The sequence below is a fragment of the Nonomuraea sp. NPDC050153 genome (assembly GCF_044460125.1).
GTDB lineage: Bacteria > Actinomycetota > Actinomycetes > Streptosporangiales > Streptosporangiaceae > Nonomuraea.
This window is the reverse complement of the sequence record NZ_JBITJQ010000040.1, coordinates 79307-98694: the sequence shown is the minus strand read 5'-3', so window position 1 is coordinate 98694 and position 19388 is coordinate 79307. Positions and strand designations below refer to the sequence as shown.

The 19388-nt window shown below is 72.5% G+C and carries 16 protein-coding genes; 9 read left to right on the top strand and 7 right to left on the bottom strand.

Features of this window, described 5'->3' with window-relative positions; genetic code table 11:
• Positions 1-81: 81 nt before the first annotated feature.
• The 5 genes from ACIBQ1_RS53180 (at position 82) to ACIBQ1_RS53160 (ending at position 5979) form a co-directional block, all read left to right on the top strand.
• The gene (locus ACIBQ1_RS53180) at positions 82-2361 is read left to right on the top strand and encodes an MMPL family transporter (RefSeq protein ID WP_397290173.1); all 2280 of its coding nucleotides are present in this window, start codon (positions 82-84) and stop codon (positions 2359-2361) included.
• Between the two features lie 129 nt (positions 2362-2490).
• Positions 2491-3786, top strand: coding sequence for a hypothetical protein (locus ACIBQ1_RS53175; RefSeq protein WP_397290171.1), 1296 nt, complete (start codon positions 2491-2493; stop codon positions 3784-3786).
• Positions 3787-3914: 128 nt separating this feature from the next.
• Entirely contained in the window at positions 3915-4517 is a 603-nt protein-coding gene (locus ACIBQ1_RS53170) for a LysR family transcriptional regulator (RefSeq protein ID WP_397290169.1), read from the top strand.
• Positions 4518-4551: 34 nt separating this feature from the next.
• Positions 4552-4749: an EF-hand domain-containing protein gene (locus tag ACIBQ1_RS53165; RefSeq protein WP_397290167.1), complete on the top strand. Its 198-nt coding sequence runs from the start codon at positions 4552-4554 to the stop codon at positions 4747-4749.
• 66 nt (positions 4750-4815) lie between these two features.
• Positions 4816-5979 carry a helix-turn-helix domain-containing protein gene (locus ACIBQ1_RS53160; protein WP_397290165.1) on the top strand — a complete coding sequence of 388 codons (1164 nt, stop codon included), beginning with the start codon at positions 4816-4818 and terminating at the stop codon, positions 5977-5979.
• Positions 5980-5999: 20 nt separating this feature from the next.
• Here the strand turns inward: ACIBQ1_RS53160 and ACIBQ1_RS53155 are convergent, their stop codons facing one another.
• Positions 6000-7169 (bottom strand): Gfo/Idh/MocA family protein, encoded by a 1170-nt coding sequence (locus ACIBQ1_RS53155; RefSeq protein WP_397290163.1) that lies wholly within the window; start codon positions 7167-7169, stop codon positions 6000-6002.
• Between the two features lie 210 nt (positions 7170-7379).
• Between ACIBQ1_RS53155 and tdh the strand changes: the two genes are divergently transcribed.
• The 4 genes from tdh to ACIBQ1_RS53135 all read left to right on the top strand — a co-directional run bounded on the left by tdh (position 7380) and on the right by ACIBQ1_RS53135 (position 11872).
• Entirely contained in the window at positions 7380-8483 is a 1104-nt protein-coding gene (gene tdh, locus ACIBQ1_RS53150) for an L-threonine 3-dehydrogenase (protein ID WP_397290161.1), read from the top strand.
• A complete protein-coding gene (locus ACIBQ1_RS53145; protein ID WP_397290159.1) occupies positions 8483-9652 on the top strand; it encodes a glycine C-acetyltransferase in 1170 nt (389 codons plus the stop codon). The genes tdh and ACIBQ1_RS53145 overlap by 1 nt, the downstream gene beginning before the upstream one ends.
• Positions 9653-9750: 98 nt before the next feature.
• Positions 9751-10653, top strand: coding sequence for a LysR family transcriptional regulator (locus ACIBQ1_RS53140; protein WP_397290157.1), 903 nt, complete (start codon positions 9751-9753; stop codon positions 10651-10653).
• Between the two features lie 52 nt (positions 10654-10705).
• A complete protein-coding gene (locus tag ACIBQ1_RS53135; protein WP_397290155.1) occupies positions 10706-11872 on the top strand; it encodes an MFS transporter in 1167 nt (388 codons plus the stop codon).
• 43 nt (positions 11873-11915) lie between these two features.
• On the opposite strand, the gene ACIBQ1_RS53130 is transcribed toward ACIBQ1_RS53135, so the two are convergent.
• From ACIBQ1_RS53130 to lhgO, 6 genes are all read right to left on the bottom strand, one after another.
• Positions 11916-13553 carry a YfjP family GTPase gene (locus tag ACIBQ1_RS53130; RefSeq protein WP_397290153.1) on the bottom strand — a complete coding sequence of 546 codons (1638 nt, stop codon included), beginning with the start codon at positions 13551-13553 and terminating at the stop codon, positions 11916-11918.
• A complete protein-coding gene (locus tag ACIBQ1_RS53125; protein WP_397290151.1) occupies positions 13550-15283 on the bottom strand; it encodes an ABC transporter in 1734 nt (577 codons plus the stop codon). Before ACIBQ1_RS53125 ends, ACIBQ1_RS53130 begins: the two co-directional genes overlap by 4 nt.
• Before the next feature lie 60 nt (positions 15284-15343).
• Positions 15344-16000, bottom strand: coding sequence for a response regulator transcription factor (locus tag ACIBQ1_RS53120; RefSeq protein WP_397290200.1), 657 nt, complete (start codon positions 15998-16000; stop codon positions 15344-15346).
• A 65-nt stretch (positions 16001-16065) separates the two neighbouring features.
• On the bottom strand, positions 16066-17478 hold the full coding sequence (locus ACIBQ1_RS53115; RefSeq protein WP_397290149.1) for a sensor histidine kinase: 1413 nt from the start codon (positions 17476-17478) through the stop codon (positions 16066-16068).
• Positions 17478-18170 carry a response regulator transcription factor gene (locus tag ACIBQ1_RS53110; protein WP_225963761.1) on the bottom strand — a complete coding sequence of 231 codons (693 nt, stop codon included), beginning with the start codon at positions 18168-18170 and terminating at the stop codon, positions 17478-17480. The genes ACIBQ1_RS53115 and ACIBQ1_RS53110 overlap by 1 nt, the downstream gene beginning before the upstream one ends.
• 17 nt (positions 18171-18187) lie before the next feature.
• On the bottom strand, positions 18188-19378 hold the full coding sequence (lhgO, locus tag ACIBQ1_RS53105; RefSeq protein ID WP_397290147.1) for an L-2-hydroxyglutarate oxidase: 1191 nt from the start codon (positions 19376-19378) through the stop codon (positions 18188-18190).
• Between the last annotated feature and the right edge of the window lie 10 nt (positions 19379-19388).

The window sequence follows — 19388 nt, the reverse complement described above, 5'->3', positions numbered from 1 at the left end:
GGAATGTGTGCGCGTGTGGCAAGAATCCGTCTTCGTTCTCCCGTAATTTGCTAGGACCCTGCTGTCGGCGAGGGGACTTCATTGGGGCGGCTGGTCTATCGCGGTAGGTGGACGCTGCTGGCGCTGAGCGTGGTGGCGGCCCTGCTCCTCGCGCCGACGGCGCTGTCCGGGCAGGCGGTGGGCGGCGGCTTCGAGGACCCGCGCGCCGGCTCCGCGACCGCCGCGCGGTGGGGCGCGGAGTGGTACGGCGGTCAGAGCCCCGACGTGGTCGTCCTCTACCGGCATCCGACGGTCAAGGTGCGCGACCCGCGCTACCGGAAGGCGGTGCACGACTCGCTGCGCGGGCTGCCTGCCGAGTACGCGCGCGGGATGGTCACGTACTGGACGACCGGGTCGAAGGAGATGGTGTCCAAGGACGGGCATTCGACGTACGCGATCGTCACGCTGAAGGGGGCCAAGCGGGCGAGCTACGCCGCCGTCGCGGCGCGGCTCAAGAGCGTCGAGAACCTGCACGTCGCGGTCGGCGGGCCGGTGCCGGTACAGGCGGAGCTCGACAGGGAGGCCGCGGGCGACCTGGCCCGCGTGGCGGCCGTCGCGGCGCCGGTGCTGCTGGTGCTGCTGGCGGTGGTGTTCGGGAGCCTGGTGGCGGCCCTGCTGCCGCTGGTCGTGGGGCTGCTCGCGGTGCTCGGCGCGCTGGCGCTGCTGCCCGAGGTGTCCGTCTACTCGTTCTACGCCGTCGTGCTCCTCGGGCTCGGGCTGGCGGCCGAGTTCTCGCTCCTCCTGCTCAAGGCGTTCAGGAGGGAGATCGGGGCCGGGGCCTCGAACGAGCAGGCCGTGGCGGGCGCGGTGGCCACCGCCGGGCGGGCCGTGGCCGTGGCCGGGGTGAGCGTGGCCGCGTCCCTGGTGGGGTTGACGCTGTTCCCGCAGCCGTTCCTGGGCTCGCTCGGGCCGGCGGCGGCGGCCGTGGCGCTGGTCGCGACCGTGGCCGCGCTGCTCGTGGTGCCCGCCCTGCTGGGCGTGCTCGGGCGGCGGGTGGACGCGCTGCGGGTCAGGCCCGCGTACGCACGGCGGGACGGCGGGATGCGGGACGGCGTGGCCCGCCGGCCGGTCGTGTACCTGGTGGCGGTGACGGCCGTGCTGGTCGCGCTGGCGGCGCCGCTCCTGCGCGTCGAGTTCGGGAACGCGGACCACCGGGCGCTGCCCGCCGCCTCCGAGGGCCGCCGGGTGGCCGGGACCATCGAGCGCGAGTTCGTCAAGAACGCCCTGTCGCCGATCGACGTGCACGTCGTGGTCGAGCCGCTGGACGGCACCGCCGTCACCGCGCTCGACGTCCGCCCCCTCATGGAGCGGCTGGAGCGGCTGCCGCACGTCACCGGGGTCGAGATGGCAGGGCTCTCGCGGCCGAACAGCGCCGTGCGGCTCGCCGTCCGCCACGACCTCGACCCCGCGTCGGCGGCGGCCGGGGACCTGGTGACCTCGATCAGGTCCATGGCGCCTGGGCCGGACGTCCGGCAGGTCGCGGTCGGCGGGCCCGTCGCGGCGCGGCTGGACCTCCTGGCCGGCCTCTCCGGCACGTTGCCGTGGCTGGCGGTGGTGGTCTGCACGGCGATGGCGGTGCCGCTGTCGCTCGCCTTCGGGTCGCTGGTGGTGCCCGTTCCCGCGGTGGTCGCGAGCGTGCTGTCCCTGGGAGCGTCGTTCGGGGTGATCGTGTGGGCGTTCCAGGGCGGCTTCCTGGGCTTCGCGGGACCCCTGGACGTCTCCGTCGCGGTGCTGATCGGGGTCGTGGCGTTCGGGCTGTCGGTCGTCCACCAGGTGTTCCTGGTCTCGGAGGCGCGTTCCGCGTGGCCGCGTGCCGGGGATTCCCCGCGGGAGGCCGCCGGGGTGATCATGGGGGCCGCGCTGACGATGATGGCGGTCGGCGGCGCGCTCGCGACGGCCGGGATCGCGGTGGTGCGGCTGCTCGGTGCGGGCCTGTGCGTGGCGGTCGCGGTGGACGCCGCGCTGGTGCGGCTGCTGCTGGTGCCCGCGGCCATGAGGCTGCTGGGCCCGGCGAACTGGTGGCCGCTGCGCCCCCGCGGGGCCTCCCCCGCCGCGGCCCCGAGCGAGTACGACGTCGTGGCGCCCCAGGAGAGGCCCGCCCTCGCGCCCGCTCCCCGGAGCGAACGGCGCCCGTTGACGTCCGGGCGGCCCGCGATCACCGTCAAGGGGCGGCCGGCCGCCTTCGGCGCGGACACCGATCCGGTGCCGGTGCCCGCCGAGCCGGCGCAGCCGCAATGGGTGAAGGTGGCGAAAGGGCGCACCCGGGCGGTACGCGCCGATCCCGGCGGGGCGGGCTGGACCTGGGTCGAGGTGGACGAGTGAGCGTTCGTAACTAAGGCGACTACTTCACGTCGAATACTGCGTGAAGAAGCTATGGATCTCATTGAACGTTATTGATCGTCCGGATAGTGTGCGATATGCCCACGATCATCCCCTGGAAGTAAAGGTGCCATGCGAAAGCGGCTGCGGCAGGTCTTCGTCATCGGATTAGCCCTCTCGCTCCTGGGGGTCGGCGTTCCGGCGTGGTCGGCGGACGGCGACAGAAACTGCAATGACCTGATGTCCGGCGACACCCCGGCGTACGTGGTCTGCCGCTGGCTGGCCACCCCGGAAGAAGCCGCGGACATCGCGCGGTTCTGGCTGGACAACGACGGCGAGCACATGAAGGAAGCCGGTCCCCCGAACCCCATCACCGTGGACTGCACCGAAGAGGGCAACTTCTGCCCGACCGATTCCGAGGGCGACGGCCAGCTGCACGACGGCGACTCCCCGGACGTGCCGGGCGCCGAGGACGGCGGCACGCCCGAATGCCAGAACGGCGACGAGTGCGGCTACGTCGACCCCACCGGCGTCACCGCCGCCGAGAAGGAGTCCGCGCAGGAGACCCCGGCCGGCAAGGCCGCGCAGGCCGCCGTCCAGACCACCATGCGCCTCTGGATCGAGACCGAGCTGGCCGACGACTACAAGGCCGGCAAGCTGGCCGAGGGCGTCAAGAAGATCGCCGCGCTGGTCGCCGCGCAGCCCGGGGTGGTCGGCGTCAGGTTCACCTCGCAGCTCGGCTACAACCAGACGTTCGCGACGGCTGACGAGCTGGACAAGTTCGTCAACGAGGCCACGGCCGCGCTGCGTACCGCGGTGCCGGGCAAGAAGCTGGCCGCGCACACGGTGGTGCCGCTGTTCGGCTGCGGCGCGAACGACGCCTGCAAGGCCGAGATGACCAAGAAGTACCCGCTGCTCGACCCCGAGCGCATCGGCGTCTGGCTCTCCAAGGGCCTGATCGACCAGCTCGCCCTGGACGACGGCCACCTGGCCACCGAGTACGCCACCTGGAAGATCGACGCCGCCGAGGCCCAGCGCAACCAGTGGATCCAGGTCCGCGCCCGCGCCTGGGACGCCTACGCGCAGATCGCCGGCGAGGACGCCTCCTTCGCCGCCGCCGGGACCTCCAACCTCACCGAGGAGCAGGTCACCAAGGCCATCACCGAGCGCATCGCGTCGCCGCTCCAGGACGACGCCGCGGAGACGGTCACCCTGTGGACCCGCTGGCAGAACGACCAGGGCCAGGTCAGCCGGGTGTACGGCGAGAAGTGGGCCGCCAACGCCACGTGGGACCAGCTCAAGAAGCTCGACGCGGTGCGCCCCCGCCTGGCGACCATCTACGACCCGGCCAACCCCGAGGTGGACGTGGCCACCGACCTGAAGAACCTGTCGGAGGTCTTCGGCCAGGTCTACCTGCACGCGGCCTGAGGCCGGGAAAACCCCCGAGGCGTACCGTCAGAGGTAGGCGGCCGGCCAGGAGCGCGATTGTGCGACGCGCCCTGGCCGGCGGTCACGTTAACCAGGCAGTCCAAGACCCTTTGGTAGAACCATTGGTTGTGGATGTGCACCTGCGTGACCTGCGGTACTTCGTGGCGGTGGCCGAGGAGCTGAACGTGACGCGGGCCTCGGAGCGGCTGTTCGTGTCCCAGCCGGCGCTGTCCAAGCAGCTCAGGGTGCTGGAGCGGCAGCTCGGGTTCCGGTTGTTCGAGCGGGTTCACACCGGCATGGCGCTCACCAGGCAGGGCCAGGCGCTCCTGCCGATCGCCCGCGACCTGCTCGAACGGTGGGCGAGCGGCGTCGAGTCCGCGCGGGCGGCGGCGCCCGCCGGAACGCTGGTGATCGGGATGCAGACGGCCGTGGGCAGGGGGCTGCAGCAGGAGGCGCTGCGGCGGTTCCGGACGGCGATGCCGGGATGGGAGGTGTCGCTGAGGCTGGTGGGCTGGGACGATCCCAGCGGCGGGCTGGCCGACGGGTCCTCCGACGTGGCGTTCACCTGGCTGCCGGTGCCGCCGGGGCTGAGGACGTACGTGCTGGCCACCGAGGGCGGGGGGGTGGCCATGCCTCCCGGACAACTCGCCATCGCCTGGCGGGAAGGGGATGTGAGTCCACAAGTCGTGGCATTCATCGACGCGCTGAGACTGGTCGCGACTAAGGTCTGACGCGACATCGATTCACGTAGAAGGGCGATCCCCCATGAGCGATTACGCCGTCACCTTCGACCTCATCGACGCCGACAAGGACGGCCGCATCTCCGCCGTCGAGCTCGTGAAGCTGATGGAGGTGCTCGGCCGGCCGGTGACGCTGGACGCCGCGCAGGAGGGCGTGCAGAAGCTCGACAAGGACGGCGATGGCCTGATCGACTTGGAGGAGTTCGCCGCCTTCCTCCAGTAGTGACAAAAACAAGCTCTTGCTACACATTCTCCTGTTGCCTGGGTCACAATGGCGACGGGAGGGACGATGGTCATCACGAGTGAAATCCCCGTGCAGGCGCTCAGGGCGGGCGTCGGCAGGGTCTCGGCAGAGGTGATCGAGGAGATCCAGACCCGGATCCCCGAGTACGCCAGGCCATCGGACGAGCTCTACCTCAAGGTCGTCAAGATGGCGGTCGAGCAGGCCATCGAGGGCTTTCTCGACCGCGTCGAGCACCCGGGCGCCCCCTGGGACCCCGAGCCGTTCCGCATGATCGGCAAGGGCGAGGCGGCCGAGGGCCGCAATCTCGAGGCGCTCCAGGCCGCGATGCGGCTCGGCGCCCGGGTCTGCTGGCGACGGCTGACCGAGCTCGCCGAGCCGCTGCGCCTGTCCCCGCAGAGCCTGTACGACCTGGGCGAGGCCATCTTCGTCTACCTCGACCAGCTCGCCGACGCGGCGGCCGAGGGCTTCGAGGAGGCCAGGGCGCACGCCGCGGGCGAGACGGAACGCCGCCGCGGGCGCCTGCTCGACCTGCTGCTCAGCCGCCCGCCCGCCAGCGCGGAGGCCATCGCCGAGCTGGCCAGGTCCGCCGGGTGGCGGCAGCCCAGGACCGTCGCCTGCGTGGCGTTCGACGACCGGCACGCCGCCTACCGCGCCCCCGCCCTACCGCCCGACGTGCTCACCGGGCTGGACAGACCCGTGCCCTGCCTGCTCGCGCCCGACCCCACCGGGCCCGGCCAGGCCCAGCTGCTCGACCAGGCCCTGCGCGGACGCCAGGCCGCGATCGGCCCCGCCGTGCCCCTCTCGGCCGCCGCGACGTCGCTGCGCTGGGCCGGGGAGGCCCTGGAGCTGTCGCGGCGCGGCATCCTGCCCCGCGGGCCGCTGCGGTGCGCCGACCACATGGCGACGCTGGTGGTGTTCAAGGACGAGGAGCTGGTCAGCGCCCTGGCGGAGGTGCGCCTGGCGCCTCTGGCCGACCTGCGGCCCGCCCAGCAGGACCGGCTGGCGGAGACGCTGCTGGCCTGGCTGCGGCACGGCCGGGGCGCGGGCGAGGTGGCCGCCAGGCTGCACGTGCACCCGCAGACCGTGCGCTACCGGCTGCGGCAGCTCGAAGAGCTGTACGGCGACCAGCTCGCCGACCCGGACATCCGCTTCGAGCTGGAGATCGCGCTGCGGGCCAGACAGGCCGTCCAGGTGAGCACCCGCACCTGAGCGTCACCGGGTAGGCGGGATCAGCGCCGGTCGGCGTCGAAGTACGCGGCCAGTTCCGCGTCGAGGGGCGGCACGTCGTACGGCATGCCCCCGTTCCGCAGCGACATCGTGGCCATGTAGCCCGCCGCCACGCTCATCCTGGCCGCCACCGGCGAGGTGTCCGTCGCGCCGCCGTCCCGGACGAACCTGCAGAACTCCGCCATGATCTGCGCGTCCGCGCCCCCGTGCGTGCCCTCCGCCGGAGGCACCCGGTACGCGATGTCGCAGTCGTCCCGGTAGTCCGTCGGCCCCCGGTTCCACACCTTGACCGTGTCCCCGGGCCCGTCGCCGAAGTTCTCCAGGCGGCCCTCGGTGCCGATGACCGTGTAGTTGCGCACGTAGTCGGGCGTGAAGTGGCACTGCTGGTAGGCGGCGATGACGCCGTTGTCGAGCCGCATGTTCATCACCGACACGTCCTCGACGTCCACGACGTGGTGCAGGCCGGTACGCGAGGTGGGCGGCCACTCGTACTCCTGGAGCCACCCGTCGGGGCGCGGCGTGCCGGGCGCGCGGCGCGGCAGGTCGCCGTAGACCATGAGGTCGCCGAACGCGTTCACCCTGGTCGTGTAACCGCCCGCGAGCCAGTGGATGACGTCCAGGTCGTGGGCCGCCTTCTGCAGCAGCAGGCCCGTGGTGCGGGTGCGGTCGGCGTGCCAGTCCTTGAAGTAGTAGTCGCCGCCGTAGGAGACGAAGTGGCGCACCCAGACGGTCTTCGGCTCGCCGATGACGCCCTTGCGGATGATGTCGCGCATGAGCCGTACCACGCCCATGTGCCGCATGTTGTGCCCCACGTACAGGCGGGTGCCGGTGTCGCGGGCGGCGCGCAGGACGTTGTCGCAGCCCTCGACGGTGATCGCCATCGGCTTCTCCAGGTAGACGGCCTTGCCGGCCCGGAGGCAGTCGATGGCGATGCGCTCGTGGGTGTCGTCGGGGGTGTTGACGATGACCGCGTCGAGGTCGGGCCGGTCGAGCAGCTCGCGGTGGTCACCGGTCAGGAACTCCGCCTCGAACCGCCCCGCCTGCCTCTTGAGCGCCGCCGGGTCGGAGTCGCACAGCGCGGTCACGATCGAACCCCTGCCCGGCCGGTGCGCGTGCAGGGAGAGGCTCGTCCGCAGTCCGAGGCCGATGACTCCGATACGCAGGTCTTCCACTGGTGTCCCTTCCCGAATCAGCCGCAGCAGACGCCAGGCTAGTACTCATTTATGCAAATAAATAGCGCCAACCACGCAGATCTAAGCAAGCGCGCTCGCCTTTGCTGGGGCGTGAAGCGAAGCTGTGGGGGCACTTAAGAATCCCTCGATGGACATCTCAGGAGGTGGGAGGGCACAGTGCGTTAGGTTCGGACTGGGGGGAATGGAGCCATGAAAGCGCTGGTCAAGGAGAAGGCCGAGGCCGGCCTCTGGCTTGTGGACGTGCCCGAGCCCGAGGTGGGACCCGGCGAGGTGAAGATCCGGGTCCTGCGGACCGGCATCTGTGGCACTGACCTGCATATCCGGAAATTTGATGATTGGGCGCGGCACACCCTGCGGCTCCCGCTGATCGTCGGGCACGAGTTCTCCGGCCACGTGGTCGAGGTGGCGCCGGGCGTCGAGGACGTCGCCGTCGGCGACCTCGTCAGCGGCGAGGGCCACCTCGTGTGCGGCAAGTGCCGCAACTGCATGGCCGGCCGCCGGCACCTGTGCCGCAACACGGTGGGCCTCGGTGTCAACAGGGACGGCGCCTTCGCCGAATACGTCACGCTGCCCGCGTCCAACGTCTGGGTGCACCGGGCCCCCGTCCACCCCGACGTGGCGGCCATCTTCGACCCGTTCGGGAACGCCGTGCACACCGCGCTGTCCTTCCCCCTGGTCGGGGAGGACGTGCTGATCACCGGCGCGGGCCCCATCGGGCTGATGGCGGCGGCCGTGGCCACGCACGTCGGCGCCCGCAACGTCATGATCACCGACGTCAGCGACGAGCGGCTCGCCCTGGCCGGCAAGCTCGGCGTCTCCCTCGCCCTGAACGTCTCCAGGTCCTCGATCACCGACGGCATGCGCCGGCTCCACATGCGCGAGGGCTTCGACGTCGGGCTGGAGATGTCCGGCAACCCGCGGGCCATGCGCGACATGATCGCGAACATGACCCACGGCGGGAAGATCGCCATGCTCGGGCTGCCCGCGGAGGAGTTCGCCGTCGACTGGGCGACCGTCGTCACCTCCATGATCACGATCAAGGGCGTGTACGGGCGGGAGATGTTCGAGACCTGGTACAACATGTCGGTCCTGCTGGAGAAGGGCCTCGACCTCACCCCCGTCATCACCGACCGGTTCTCGTACCAGGACTTCGACGCCGCCTTCGACACGGCCGCCAGCGGCCGCACGGGCAAGGTCATCATGGACTGGAGCGGAGGAGCTTGGCCGGAGAGAGCGAGGAACGAGCCAACGGAGGCCGAAGCGGCCGCGACCATGAACAGGAGCGACGCCTGATGTTCACCAACGTGCGCCAGCAGCTGCGTACGACGCTCGACGAGATCACCGAGGCCGGGCTGCTCAAGCCCGAGCGCGTGATCGGCTCCCCGCAGAGCTCGTCGGTGAGCGTCGGCGGGCGCGAGGTCCTGAACTTCTGCGCCAACAACTACCTCGGCCTGGCCGACGACCCCACCGTGATCGAGGCGGCCAAGGAGGCGCTGGACCGGTGGGGGTTCGGCATGGCGTCCGTACGGTTCATCTGCGGCACCCAGGAGGTGCACAAGGAGCTGGAAGCACGCCTGTCGGACTTCCTCGGCATGGAGGACACCGTCCTGTACAGCTCGTGCTTCGACGCGAACGGCGGCGTGTTCGAGACCCTGCTCGACGCCCAGGACGCGGTGATCTCCGACGCGCTCAACCACGCCAGCATCATCGACGGCATCAGGCTCTCCAAGGCCCAGCGCCTGCGCTACGCCAACCGCGACATGGCCGAGCTGGAGGCCCGGCTGAAGGAGGCGTCGGAGGCGCGGCGGCGGCTGATCGTGACCGACGGCGTGTTCTCCATGGACGGATATCTCGCGCCGTTGCGGGAGATCTGCGACCTGGCCGAGCAGTACGACGCCATGGTGATGGTCGACGACTCCCACGCCGTCGGCTTCGTCGGGCCGACCGGCCGGGGCACTCCGGAGCTGCACGGCGTCACCGACCGGATCGACATCGTCACCGGCACCCTGGGCAAGGCCCTCGGCGGCGCCAGCGGCGGCTACGTCTCGGCCCGCAAGGAGATCTGCGAGCTGCTGCGCCAGCGCTCGCGCCCGTACCTGTTCTCCAACTCGCTGGCCCCCGTCATCGCCTCTGCGTCGCTGCGCATCCTCGACCTGCTGGAGACCTCGAACGAGGCCCGCGAGCGGCTCCACGCCAACACGGCGCGCTTCCGCGGGGAGATGGCCGGGGCCGGGTTCGACATCCTGCCCGGCGAGCACCCGATCGTGCCCGTGATGATCGGCGACGCCGCCGAGGCCGCGGCCATGGCCGATCGCCTGCTCGACCTCGGCATCTACGTCATCGGCTTCTCGTACCCGGTCGTGCCGCACGGCCAGGCCAGGATCCGCGTCCAGCTCTCCGCCGCCCACTCGCCGGAGGACGTCGACCGCGCGGTGCGGGCGTTCATCCAGGCCCGCGGCTGACGGCCGCCCGGGGCCCTGCCGTCCCGGCGGGCGAGTATTCTCGCTGCCGGAGAAGCGGCGATCAGGCGCGCCTCCGGGAGTGAGGCCAAGGAGCACGGGTGATAGACACGCGGCGGTTGCGCACGCTGCGGGCGGTGGCCGACCACGGCACGGTCACCGCCGCGGCGGCCGCGTTGCACCTCACGCCGTCCGCCGTGTCCCAGCAGCTCGCCGCGCTGGAGCACGAGGTGGGCCACCGGCTGCTCACCCGCGACGGCCGCGGTGTCCACCTCACCGCCGTCGGCAAGATCATGCTGGGTCACGCGAACGAGGTGCTCGCCCAGCTCGAACGCGCCAAGGCCGAGGTGGCGGCATACGCCACGGGCGAGGCCGGCGAGGTCACCGTGGCCTGTTTCGCGACCGCGATCGGCGCCGTGCTCTCCCCCGCCATCGCCGCGCTTCGCGCCACCTCCCCCGGCCTGCACGTACGCGTGCTGGACGCCGAGGGCGACCACAGCCTGGCCATGCTGCTGGACGGCGAGGCCGACCTGGCCATCACGGTCGAGTACCGGGGCGCCCCCGACGCCGCCGACCGGCGCCTGTCCCGGCTGCCCCTCTACGCCGAGCCGTTCGACCTGGTGCTCCCCCACGACCATCCCTTGGCCGCGGAGGCGAGCCTGACCTCGCTCTCCTCGGAGACCTGGATCGGGCCCTACCCGGGCAACCCGGTGCACGACGTGATCACGTTCGCCTGCCGGCAGGCGGGTTTCACGCCGAACCTCGCCCACTGCTCCGACGACTTCCGCGCCGTCGTCGCGCTGGTCGGGGCGGGGGCGGGGGTGGCCCTGGTGCCGCGACTGGCCCTGCGCGACATGGCGCTGACCGGGGTGGCCGTCCGGCGGACGCCGGGGCCCGAGCGCCGCGTCTTCGCCGCCGTACGCCGCGGCTCCGACGCTCATCCCCTCCTGCGCCCGCTCCTGTCGACGCTGCGCACGATCGGCCGCTCTCTCGACGCGGGGTGAAAAACCCCTACTTATCCGGACATCTCCTGATCTCCGGGATAGCGTGCGGCCCATGGGAGGCCCGCGCTATCGAACCCTGCTCGGTATACCCGGCGTGCCCGCGCAGGCCGTGCTGGGGTTCCTGGCGCAGCTCACGCAGCAGGTGGCGCCCGTCGGGACGGTGCTGGTGGTGCAGGGCGCGAGCGGCTCGCTGGTGCTGGCGGGGGTGACCGCGGCGGCGTTCTCCATGGGGGTGGGCATGGGGCGGCCGGTGCAAGGGCGGCTCATGGACCGGCGCGGGTCCAGGCCGGTGCTCCTCGTCACCGCACTGGTGCACGTGGCCGCGCTCGTCACGCTGGTCGTGGCCGCCGGGAACCGGCTCTGGTGGGTCGTGGTGGCGCTGGCCTGGGTGGCCGGGGTCGGGCTGCCGCCGATCTCGGTGAGCATGCGGCTCGAATGGGGGCGCCGGGTGGCCGACGAAGGGCGTACCGCCGCCTACAGCCTGGTCTATCTGGTGCAGGAGCTGGCCATGCTGGTGGGGCCGCTGGCGTTCGGGGCGATGATCGCGTTGACCACGACCTCGCTGGGGCTGGGGCTGGTGGCCGTCGCCGCAGGGGCCGGGACGCTGGGCTTCACCCGGGCACTGCGGGCGGGGGCCCGCGGGCCCGTGCGGGAGCGCGGGCGGGTGTTCGCGGACCGGCGGATGCCGGTACTGCTGGCCGTGGTGCTGCTGCTCGGCGGGACGCTGGGGGCGCTGCAGGTGGGCGTGCCCGCGCTGGCCACCGCCCGCCACGCGCCCGCGGCCACCGGGGTGCTGGTGGCGGCGCTGTCGCTGGGCGGCATCGCGGGGGCCGCCGCTTACGGTGCCCGATCCTGGGCGTCCCGGGCCGGGGTGCGGCTGGTGGCGCTGACACTGGTGCTCGGGGCGGTGCTGGCGCCGCTGGCGCTGGTGGAGTCGTGGCCGGTGTTCTGGATGGTGCTGTTCTGCGGGGGGCTGGCGCTCAATCCGGCGCTGACGACGTCGTCGCTGCTGGTGGACGAGTACGCGCCGGGGGCGCAGGCGGAGGCGTTCGGGTGGGTCTCCACGGCCATCGGCGTCGGGGGTGCGCTGGGGTCGGGGGCGGCCGGCGTGACCGGGGAACGATTAGGGGCCTCGGCGCCCTTCCTGGCGGCCTCCGGCCTCGCGCTGGCGGGCGCGGCGCTGGCGGCCGTACTGCTCCGGCGCGACGGCACGGGCTGAGCCGCGCCGCTCCGGCGCGGTGGCACGGGCCGAGCAGGGCGGATCACGCGCGAGCTCGGGTGAGCGCCTCGGTGAAGCGGGTGTACCGGTCGAGCTCCACGCGCACGGGGGCCAGCACGAGATCGTCGCCGACCCGGCCCACGGCCGTACGCAGGGCCCTGGCCGTACGCCGGGCCCTTCGCCTGCCGCCCGCCCAGGCGGTCAGCCGTGACAGCGCCGCGATCAGCACGCCCGCCAGCGCCCCGCCCGCCAGCAGCACCGTCGGCCACGGCACCGCGCCCACGGTCGGGAGCGGCGGCTGCGGCAGGCGCAGGTAGTCCATCCCGAACAGCCCGCCCAGCCACAGGGCACCGGCCAGCATGGCCGCGAACACCAGCCACTGCAGCACGTTCACGGCCCGCCACCACCTGGGCCGTTTCGTCGCGGAGGCGGACGTCGTGGCCACCACCCGGTCCACGGCGTCGGCCAGCTCCTGGGAGCGGGACCGCGCCGCCTGCCGCACCGCAGCCGCCCACGGGCCGGGCAGGCCCGACGCGGCCGCCTCGCCGACGTCCCTGATCGCCGTCTCGACTCTGGCCCTCTCAAGAGCCGAAGCCGCCGGGACGGAGGTACGGCCGACGACCTCGGCCCCGGGCCCCGAAGGCCCGGCCGGCACCCCACCCGCCGGCCTGCTCGCCGGGGCCAAGACGCCGATGCGGAGCCTGCGCAGCGGGTCGGGCCTGAGCCTGCGGACCCAGCGGGTGACGGGCCAGCCGGTGGCGACGACGGCGCGGTGCCGGTGCCCCTTGGCCACCGCCTCCACGACCAGCGGCACCCCCGCCGCCGCGCAGAGCGAGGCCGTGAGCGCCCGGTCCGTCACCTGACCCGCCGGGGCCTCCTCCGGCGGGCCAAGGCGGGCGGCGGCGGTGGTGATGTCCGCGGCCAGGCGGGTGGACCAGGACTTGCGTTCCGCGACGCGGTCGTTCATGAGCGCGCGCAGCTCCGCGAGCCCCGCGCCGGTGCGGGCGGAGACGGCCAGGACCGGTACGCCTTCCAGGCCGTCCTCGTCCAGCAGGCGCCGCAGGTCTCGCAGGCAGCGGTCGACGGCGGTCTCCGGCAGGCGGTCGACCTGGTTGAGCACCACCAGCATGACGCCCCGGTGGGCGGCCAGCGGGCGCAGGTATCGGTCGTGGAGGGCGGCGTCGGCGTACTTCTGCGGGTCCACCACCCAGACCAGGAGGTCCACCAGCTCCACCAGCCGGTCCACCTCCAGGCGGTGGGACACCTGGATGGAGTCGTGGTCGGGAAGGTCCAGCAGGACCAGCCCGGACAGGTCGGAGGCGGGGGCGGCGGGGTGGCGCCGGGGGATGTCCAGCCAGTCCAGCAGGGGGCCCGAGCCCTCTCCGTCCCACAGCGCCGCCTGGGCGGCCGAGGTGGTGGGCCGGACGACGCCCACCGCCGCCAGGTCCGCGCCGGCGAGCGCGTTGTAGAGGGACGACTTGCCGCTGCCCGTCGCGCCCGCCAGCGCGGCCACGGTGTGCTCGATCGAGAGGCTGCGGCGCACGCCGGCCCGTTCGGCGACCGTACGCGCGCCGGACACCGCCTCCTCCGGCAGCCGCCCCTCGGCCAGCTCGGCGGCCTCCAGCAGGGCGGCCAGCCGGGAGTCGAGGGACGGCCCCTCCTTGCGACGCAGCAGCTTCACGGACCCTCCTCCGGGGCGAGCGGCGCCGGAGGACCCGGGAGCTCCGCGCGGTGGGCCTGGATGCGCTCGGCCGCGGCGCGCAGCGCGTTCGCCGTCCCCTTGGGCGGTTCCACCGCCTCCAGCTGGGCCGTGAACCGGTACGACTCCTCCTCCAGCAGCAGCCGCACCCGATCCCGCAGGTCGTCCCGTGCCCGCACGGTCAGCGTCCGCACGGCCTGGTCGCCGAAGACGGCCTCCAGCAGCTTCTGCGACAGCAGGCTCGTGCCGCCCGCGATGCCCACCTCGATGCCGGTCAGCCCTCCGGTGGAGGCGAACACGCCCAGCATGAGCAGCAGCCCCGCCCCGTTCACCCCGAACGAGGCCACGCGGGCGGCCGTGCGCCGCTCGCGCCCTTCCTCACGTACGAGGTCCAGGACGAACTCCTGCCACCCCCGGACCGTCGCCTCCGCGCGCTTGCTCACGTCGGGAGAGGCGCGGCCGAGGCGGGCGGACTCCATGGGGCCGAGCCGCTCCAGCAGGCCGGCGCCGCCGGGCGCGGCCGACCAGCCTTCCAGGGCGCGCTCGGCGGACCCGTCGGCGGCGCCCCTGATGAGCGCCCCCACCCCGCTCTCCAGGGCGTCCCTGAGCTGGGCCTCCGGCATCCGTCCTGTGAAGAGGCCGACGATCCTGTCGCGCAGCCATCCCACCCGGCTCTCCAGCGTGCGCATGAGGTCGCCGGTGCCGATGAAGTCCTGCCAGCGGGCCAGCACCTCGCCCCGCAGCAGCGACCCGTCACGCATGCCCGCGTCGAAGTCGGCGATCCCGCCCGCGTAGGCGCCCGCCACGACGGAGTGCAGGGTGTCGAAGGCGGACCGCTGGCGTTCGACGGCCTCGGCCAGCGCGGGCACCCGGGTGGCCAGGCTGTCGAGCGCCCCCGACAGCGTCTGGCGCACGACGCGGGATCTCTCCGCCGCGTCGGTGGCCAGCCCCGTGAGCCAGGAGGAGATGGGCCGCACCGTCTCCTCCGGCAGCCTGGCCCGCTCGGAGGGAAGCGCCGACTCGGGGACGGTGAACAGCCGGGTGCCTTCGAGGCCGTTCTCGGCGAGGAGGCGGATCAGGTCGCGCGAGACGGGCTCGACGGCGTCCGGGGGCACCCGGTCGAGCACGAGGGCCAGGGCGGTGCTGCGTTCGCGGGCGGAGCGCAGGAAGCTCCACGGCACCTCGTCGGCGTAACGGGCGGCGGTCGTGACGAACAGCCACAGGTCGGCGGCGGCCAGCAGCTGGGCGGCGAGCTCCCGGTTCGCGACCACCACCGAGTCGATGTCGGGCGCGTCGAGCAGCGCGAGGCCGGCGCCCAGGGCGTCGGAGGTGACCACCCGCAGCGCGCCAGGACCGGTGCCCGTGGCGCGGGACAGGCCGGGCAGCACGTTCTGGCCCATGAACCAGGCGTGGTCGGCGGGGCCGGCCACCAGCGTGGGAACGAGCGTGGTGGGCCGCAGCACGCCCGGCTCGGTCACGTCGGCCCCGACCAGCGAGTTGACCAGCGTGGACTTGCCCGCCCCCGTGGACCCGCCGACGACGGCCAGCAGCGGCGCGTCGAGCGCGCGCAGCCGGGGCAGCAGGTAGTCGTCGAGCTGCCCGGCCAGCTCGCGCAGGGCACGCCGGTCTCGCGCCGCCTCGCCGACCGCCAACGGGAACAGGTCGCGATCCAGCGGCCGGCGCAGCGCCTCCAACGCGGCCAGCAGATCCATACCACCCACGCTACGGTGATCCGCGTTCGGCGGTCCACCGCAGGTGGCGGGTGTCGCGCCCTAACCCGGCGGCGGCTCCCGCAGCACGTAGCCGACGCTGCGCAGAGTGTGGATGAGCCGCGGCTCGACGTCGTCCACCTTGCGCCTGAGGTAGGACACGTACGACTCGACGACGCCGGCGTCGCCGCCGAAGTCGTAGTTCCAGACGTGGTCGAGGATCTGCGCCTTCGACAGGACGCGCCCCGCGTTGACCATGAAGTAGTGCAGCAGCTTGAACTCCGTCGGCGACAGCCGCACCTGCCGGCCGCCCCGCCACACCTCGCGGGCGTCCTCGTCCAGCTCCAGGTCGGCCACCTTGAGCTTGCTCGCCGGCGCGCCCTCCCCGCGCGTGCGCCGCAGCACCGCCCGGATCCTGGCCTGCACCTCTTCCAGGCTGAACGGCTTGGTCACGTAGTCGTCGCCCACGCGGAGCCCCGCGATCTTGTCCTCGGTGTCGCCGCGAGCGGTCAGGAACAGCACGGGGGCGTCGATCCGCTTGGCCACCTCGAACCCGTCCAGGTCGGGCAGCATCACGTCCAGCACCACGAGGTCGGGCGAGGCCCGGTCGGCCACCTCCACGGCTTCATGCCCGTCGGCGGCGGTCAGCACCTCGAACCCGGAGAAGCGCAGGCTGGCGGACAGGAGGTCCCTGATGCTGGGCTCGTCGTCCACCACCATGATCAGCGCCTCGGGTTTTGTCACCTACTTAGAGTGACCCAGGCACCTGAGGGTTAGCTGAAGGCTCACTCCAAGGCGAGTGGGAGTTCGACCCGGAAGGTGGAGCCGGTCTCCGGCGCGCTGTCCAGCGTGACCGTGCCGCTGTGGGCCTTGACGAGCGCCTGCACGATGGCCAGGCCGAGCCCGCTGCCGCGGTCCTCGCCGGAACGGCGGCGCGACCTGGCGGAGTCGGCGCGGTAGAAGCGCTCGAAGACGTGCTCGACCTGCTCGGGAGTGAGCCCGGGGCCGTTGTCGACGACCTCCAGGAACAGCGTTTCCGAGCCCGCCCCGATGCGCACGATGATCGGCGAGCCGGGGTCGGTGTGGATGATCGCGTTGGTGACGAGGTTGCTGATGACCTGGCGCAGGCGTACCTCGTCGCCCGAGACGATCAGGGCCGTGCCGCCGACCACGTCCAGCTTGATGATCCGGTCGGGCGCGAGGATCCTGGCGTCCTGCACGGCGTCCGCGGCCAGCGCCAGCATGTCCACCGGGCGCATCTTCAGCGGGCGCTGCTGGTCCACTCTGGCCAGCAGCAGCAGGTCGTCCACCAGCAGGCTCATCCGGCCCGCGGCCTTCTCCACGCGCTGCATCAGCTCGGAGGGGTCGGCGCCGGGGTTCTGCCTGGCGTACTCGGCGAAGCCGCGGATGGAGGTCAGCGGGGTGCGCAGCTCGTGGGAGGCGTCGCCGACGAACTGGCGCATGCGGTCCTCGGAGCGGCGGGCCGCCGCCTCCGACGCCGAGCGCGCCGCGAAGGCGGTCTCGATCTGGGCGAGCATCCCGTTCAGCGAATTGGCCAGGCTCCCGACCTCGGTACGCGGGTCGGCGTCCGGCACCCGGCGGCCCAGCTCGCCGCCGGCGATGGCCTCGGCCGTGCGCTCGATCTGGCCCAGCGGGCGCATGCTCCGCCGCACGATCGTGATGCCCGCGACGGTCAGGAGGAGCAGGATGCCGCCCCCGCCCAGCAACTCGATGAGCACGAGCCGCCGGGTGATCGCGTCGACCTCCTCCAGGTCCACCGCGACCACGAGCGTCTGCCGCTGGACCACGCGCTCCAGCACCCGCCACTCGCCGTCCCCGCTGAGCGCCGGCGCCGTGTACGGCTCCGGGCCCGGCGAGGGCGACAGCACCGGCTTCGGCTTCGCGTCCACGTCACGGTCGGTCAGCATCGGCACGAACTCGCCGCCCGGCTCCTTGACCAGGACGACCGCGTCGGACTCGATGATGATCGGCCGCTCCGAGGTGTCCCGGTCCTTCTTCCAGTCGCTCACGACCTTCTTGTGCATGCGGGCGTTGAGCAGGCCGAGCTGGCTGTCCACCCGGTCGATGAGGTAGCCGTGCAGCACCGAGACGCTCACCAGGCCGATGAAGGTCATGCCGAACCCCAGCAGGGCCAGCATCGACGCGATGAGCTTGATCCGGAGCGGCAGGCCGCGCATCAGGGGCTCGGTGGCAGGCGTAGGACGTATCCGACACCGCGCAGGGTGTGGATGAGCCGGGGGCTGCGGTTGTCGATCTTCCGGCGGAGCACGGACACGTACGACTCGACGATGCCCACTTCGCCCCTGAAGTCGTAGTCCCACACGTGGTCGAGGATCTGCGGCTTGGACAGGACCCGGCCGGCGTTCGTCATGAAGTAGCGCAGCAGCTTGAACTCGGTCGGCGACAGCGCCACCGCGTTGCCCCCGCGCCACACCTCGTGGCTCTCCTCGTCCAACTCGATGTCGGCGAACGTCAGCCGCGGCGGGGCCGCGGGGAGGTCGCCGTTCGTACGGCGCAGGACCGCGTGGATCCTGGCGACCACCTCCTCCAGGCTGAACGGCTTGGTCACGTAGTCGTCGCCGCCGATCGTGAGCCCGCGGATCTTGTCCTCGGTCTCGTCACGGGCGGTCAGGAACACCACGGGCGTGTGCAGCCCGCCGCCGCGCAGCCGCCGGACGATCTCGAATCCGTCCAGGTCGGGCAGCATGACGTCGAGCACGACGAGGTCGGGCCGGTGCCGTTGCACGGCGGCGACGGCGTCGTGGCCGCTCTTCGCGGTGGTCACGTCGAAACCCGCGAATCTCAGGCTCGCGGCGAGGAGTTCGAGGATGTTGGGGTCGTCCTCGACGATCAGCAGGCGTGATTCCATCACGTTCAAGGATGCCCTCATCGGACGAGTGCTGGGACAATTCCGGCAATGTGCCGGGCAATTGCCAGGCTGGAGGTGGCGGCGGGCGAGGGCGCGTTGCGCACCAGGACGATGTTGCCGTGCACGTCCACCACGAAGTCGTCGACCAGGCGGCCGTCCCTGGAGACCGCCTGGGCGCGTACGCCGCCGGGAGCCCGTACGAGGTCGGCGGCGGTGAGCGCGGGGACGTAGCGGCGGGCGGCCCGGAGGAACGCGCCTTTGACGAGGGATCCGTGGACTTCCTTGATCCCCGTGCGCCAGTGGGTTCTGGCCATGCGCAGCGTCCCCGGCCAGCCAAGGATTTGACCGAAATTTCGGATATTTCGCCAGGTGTAGCCTTCGTAGGCCAGAGCGAGCACCGCGTTCGGCCCCACGAGCACCCCGCCGTCCGTCTGGCGCGTCAGGTGCACCCCCAGGAACGGATAGCGCGGATCCGGCACCGGATAGATGAGCCCGCGGACGAGGTCCTTGGCCGCGCCCTGGAGCGCGTAGAACTCCCCCCTGAACGGGACGATCCGAACGTCCCCCGGATGCCCCGCCAGCCCGGCCACCGTGTCGGTGCCCAGGCCGCCACACACCACCAGCCGGTCGAAGGTGAACTTCCGCCTGGCCGCGATGACCTCCACGCCCCCGGACCGCTCCCTGATCGCCCTGACCGGATGCGAGAGCCGTACGGACCCGCCCATCTCCTCCACGTCGAGCGCGAGGCGCCGGGCGACGGCGGGAAAGTCGCAGATCGCGGTGTGCGGCGAGTGGATCGCGCCGACGCCGACCGCGTGCGGCTCGATCTCGCGCAGCGCCAGCCCGTCGAGTTCGGCGATGCCGGGCACGCCGTTGGCGCGCGCCCGCTCGGCCAGCGCGCTCAGCAGCGGCCGCTCGGCCCGAGTGGAGGCCACGACCAGCTTGCCGACCTCGTCGTACGGCAGCGCGTTCGCGGCGCAGTACTCCTTGAGCAGCGCCACGCCCTCGCGGCACAGCCGGGCCTTGAGCGAGCCCGGCGGGTAATAGATGCCCGCGTGGACGACGCCGCTGTTGTGGCCGGTCTGGTGGGCGCCGACGTGCGACTCCTTCTCCAGCACGGTCACCTCGGCGCCCCTGGCCCGCGCCAGCTCACGCGCCACGGCCAGGCCGACTATGCCCGCTCCCACGACTCCGATCTTCTCCGTCACATGACGATTT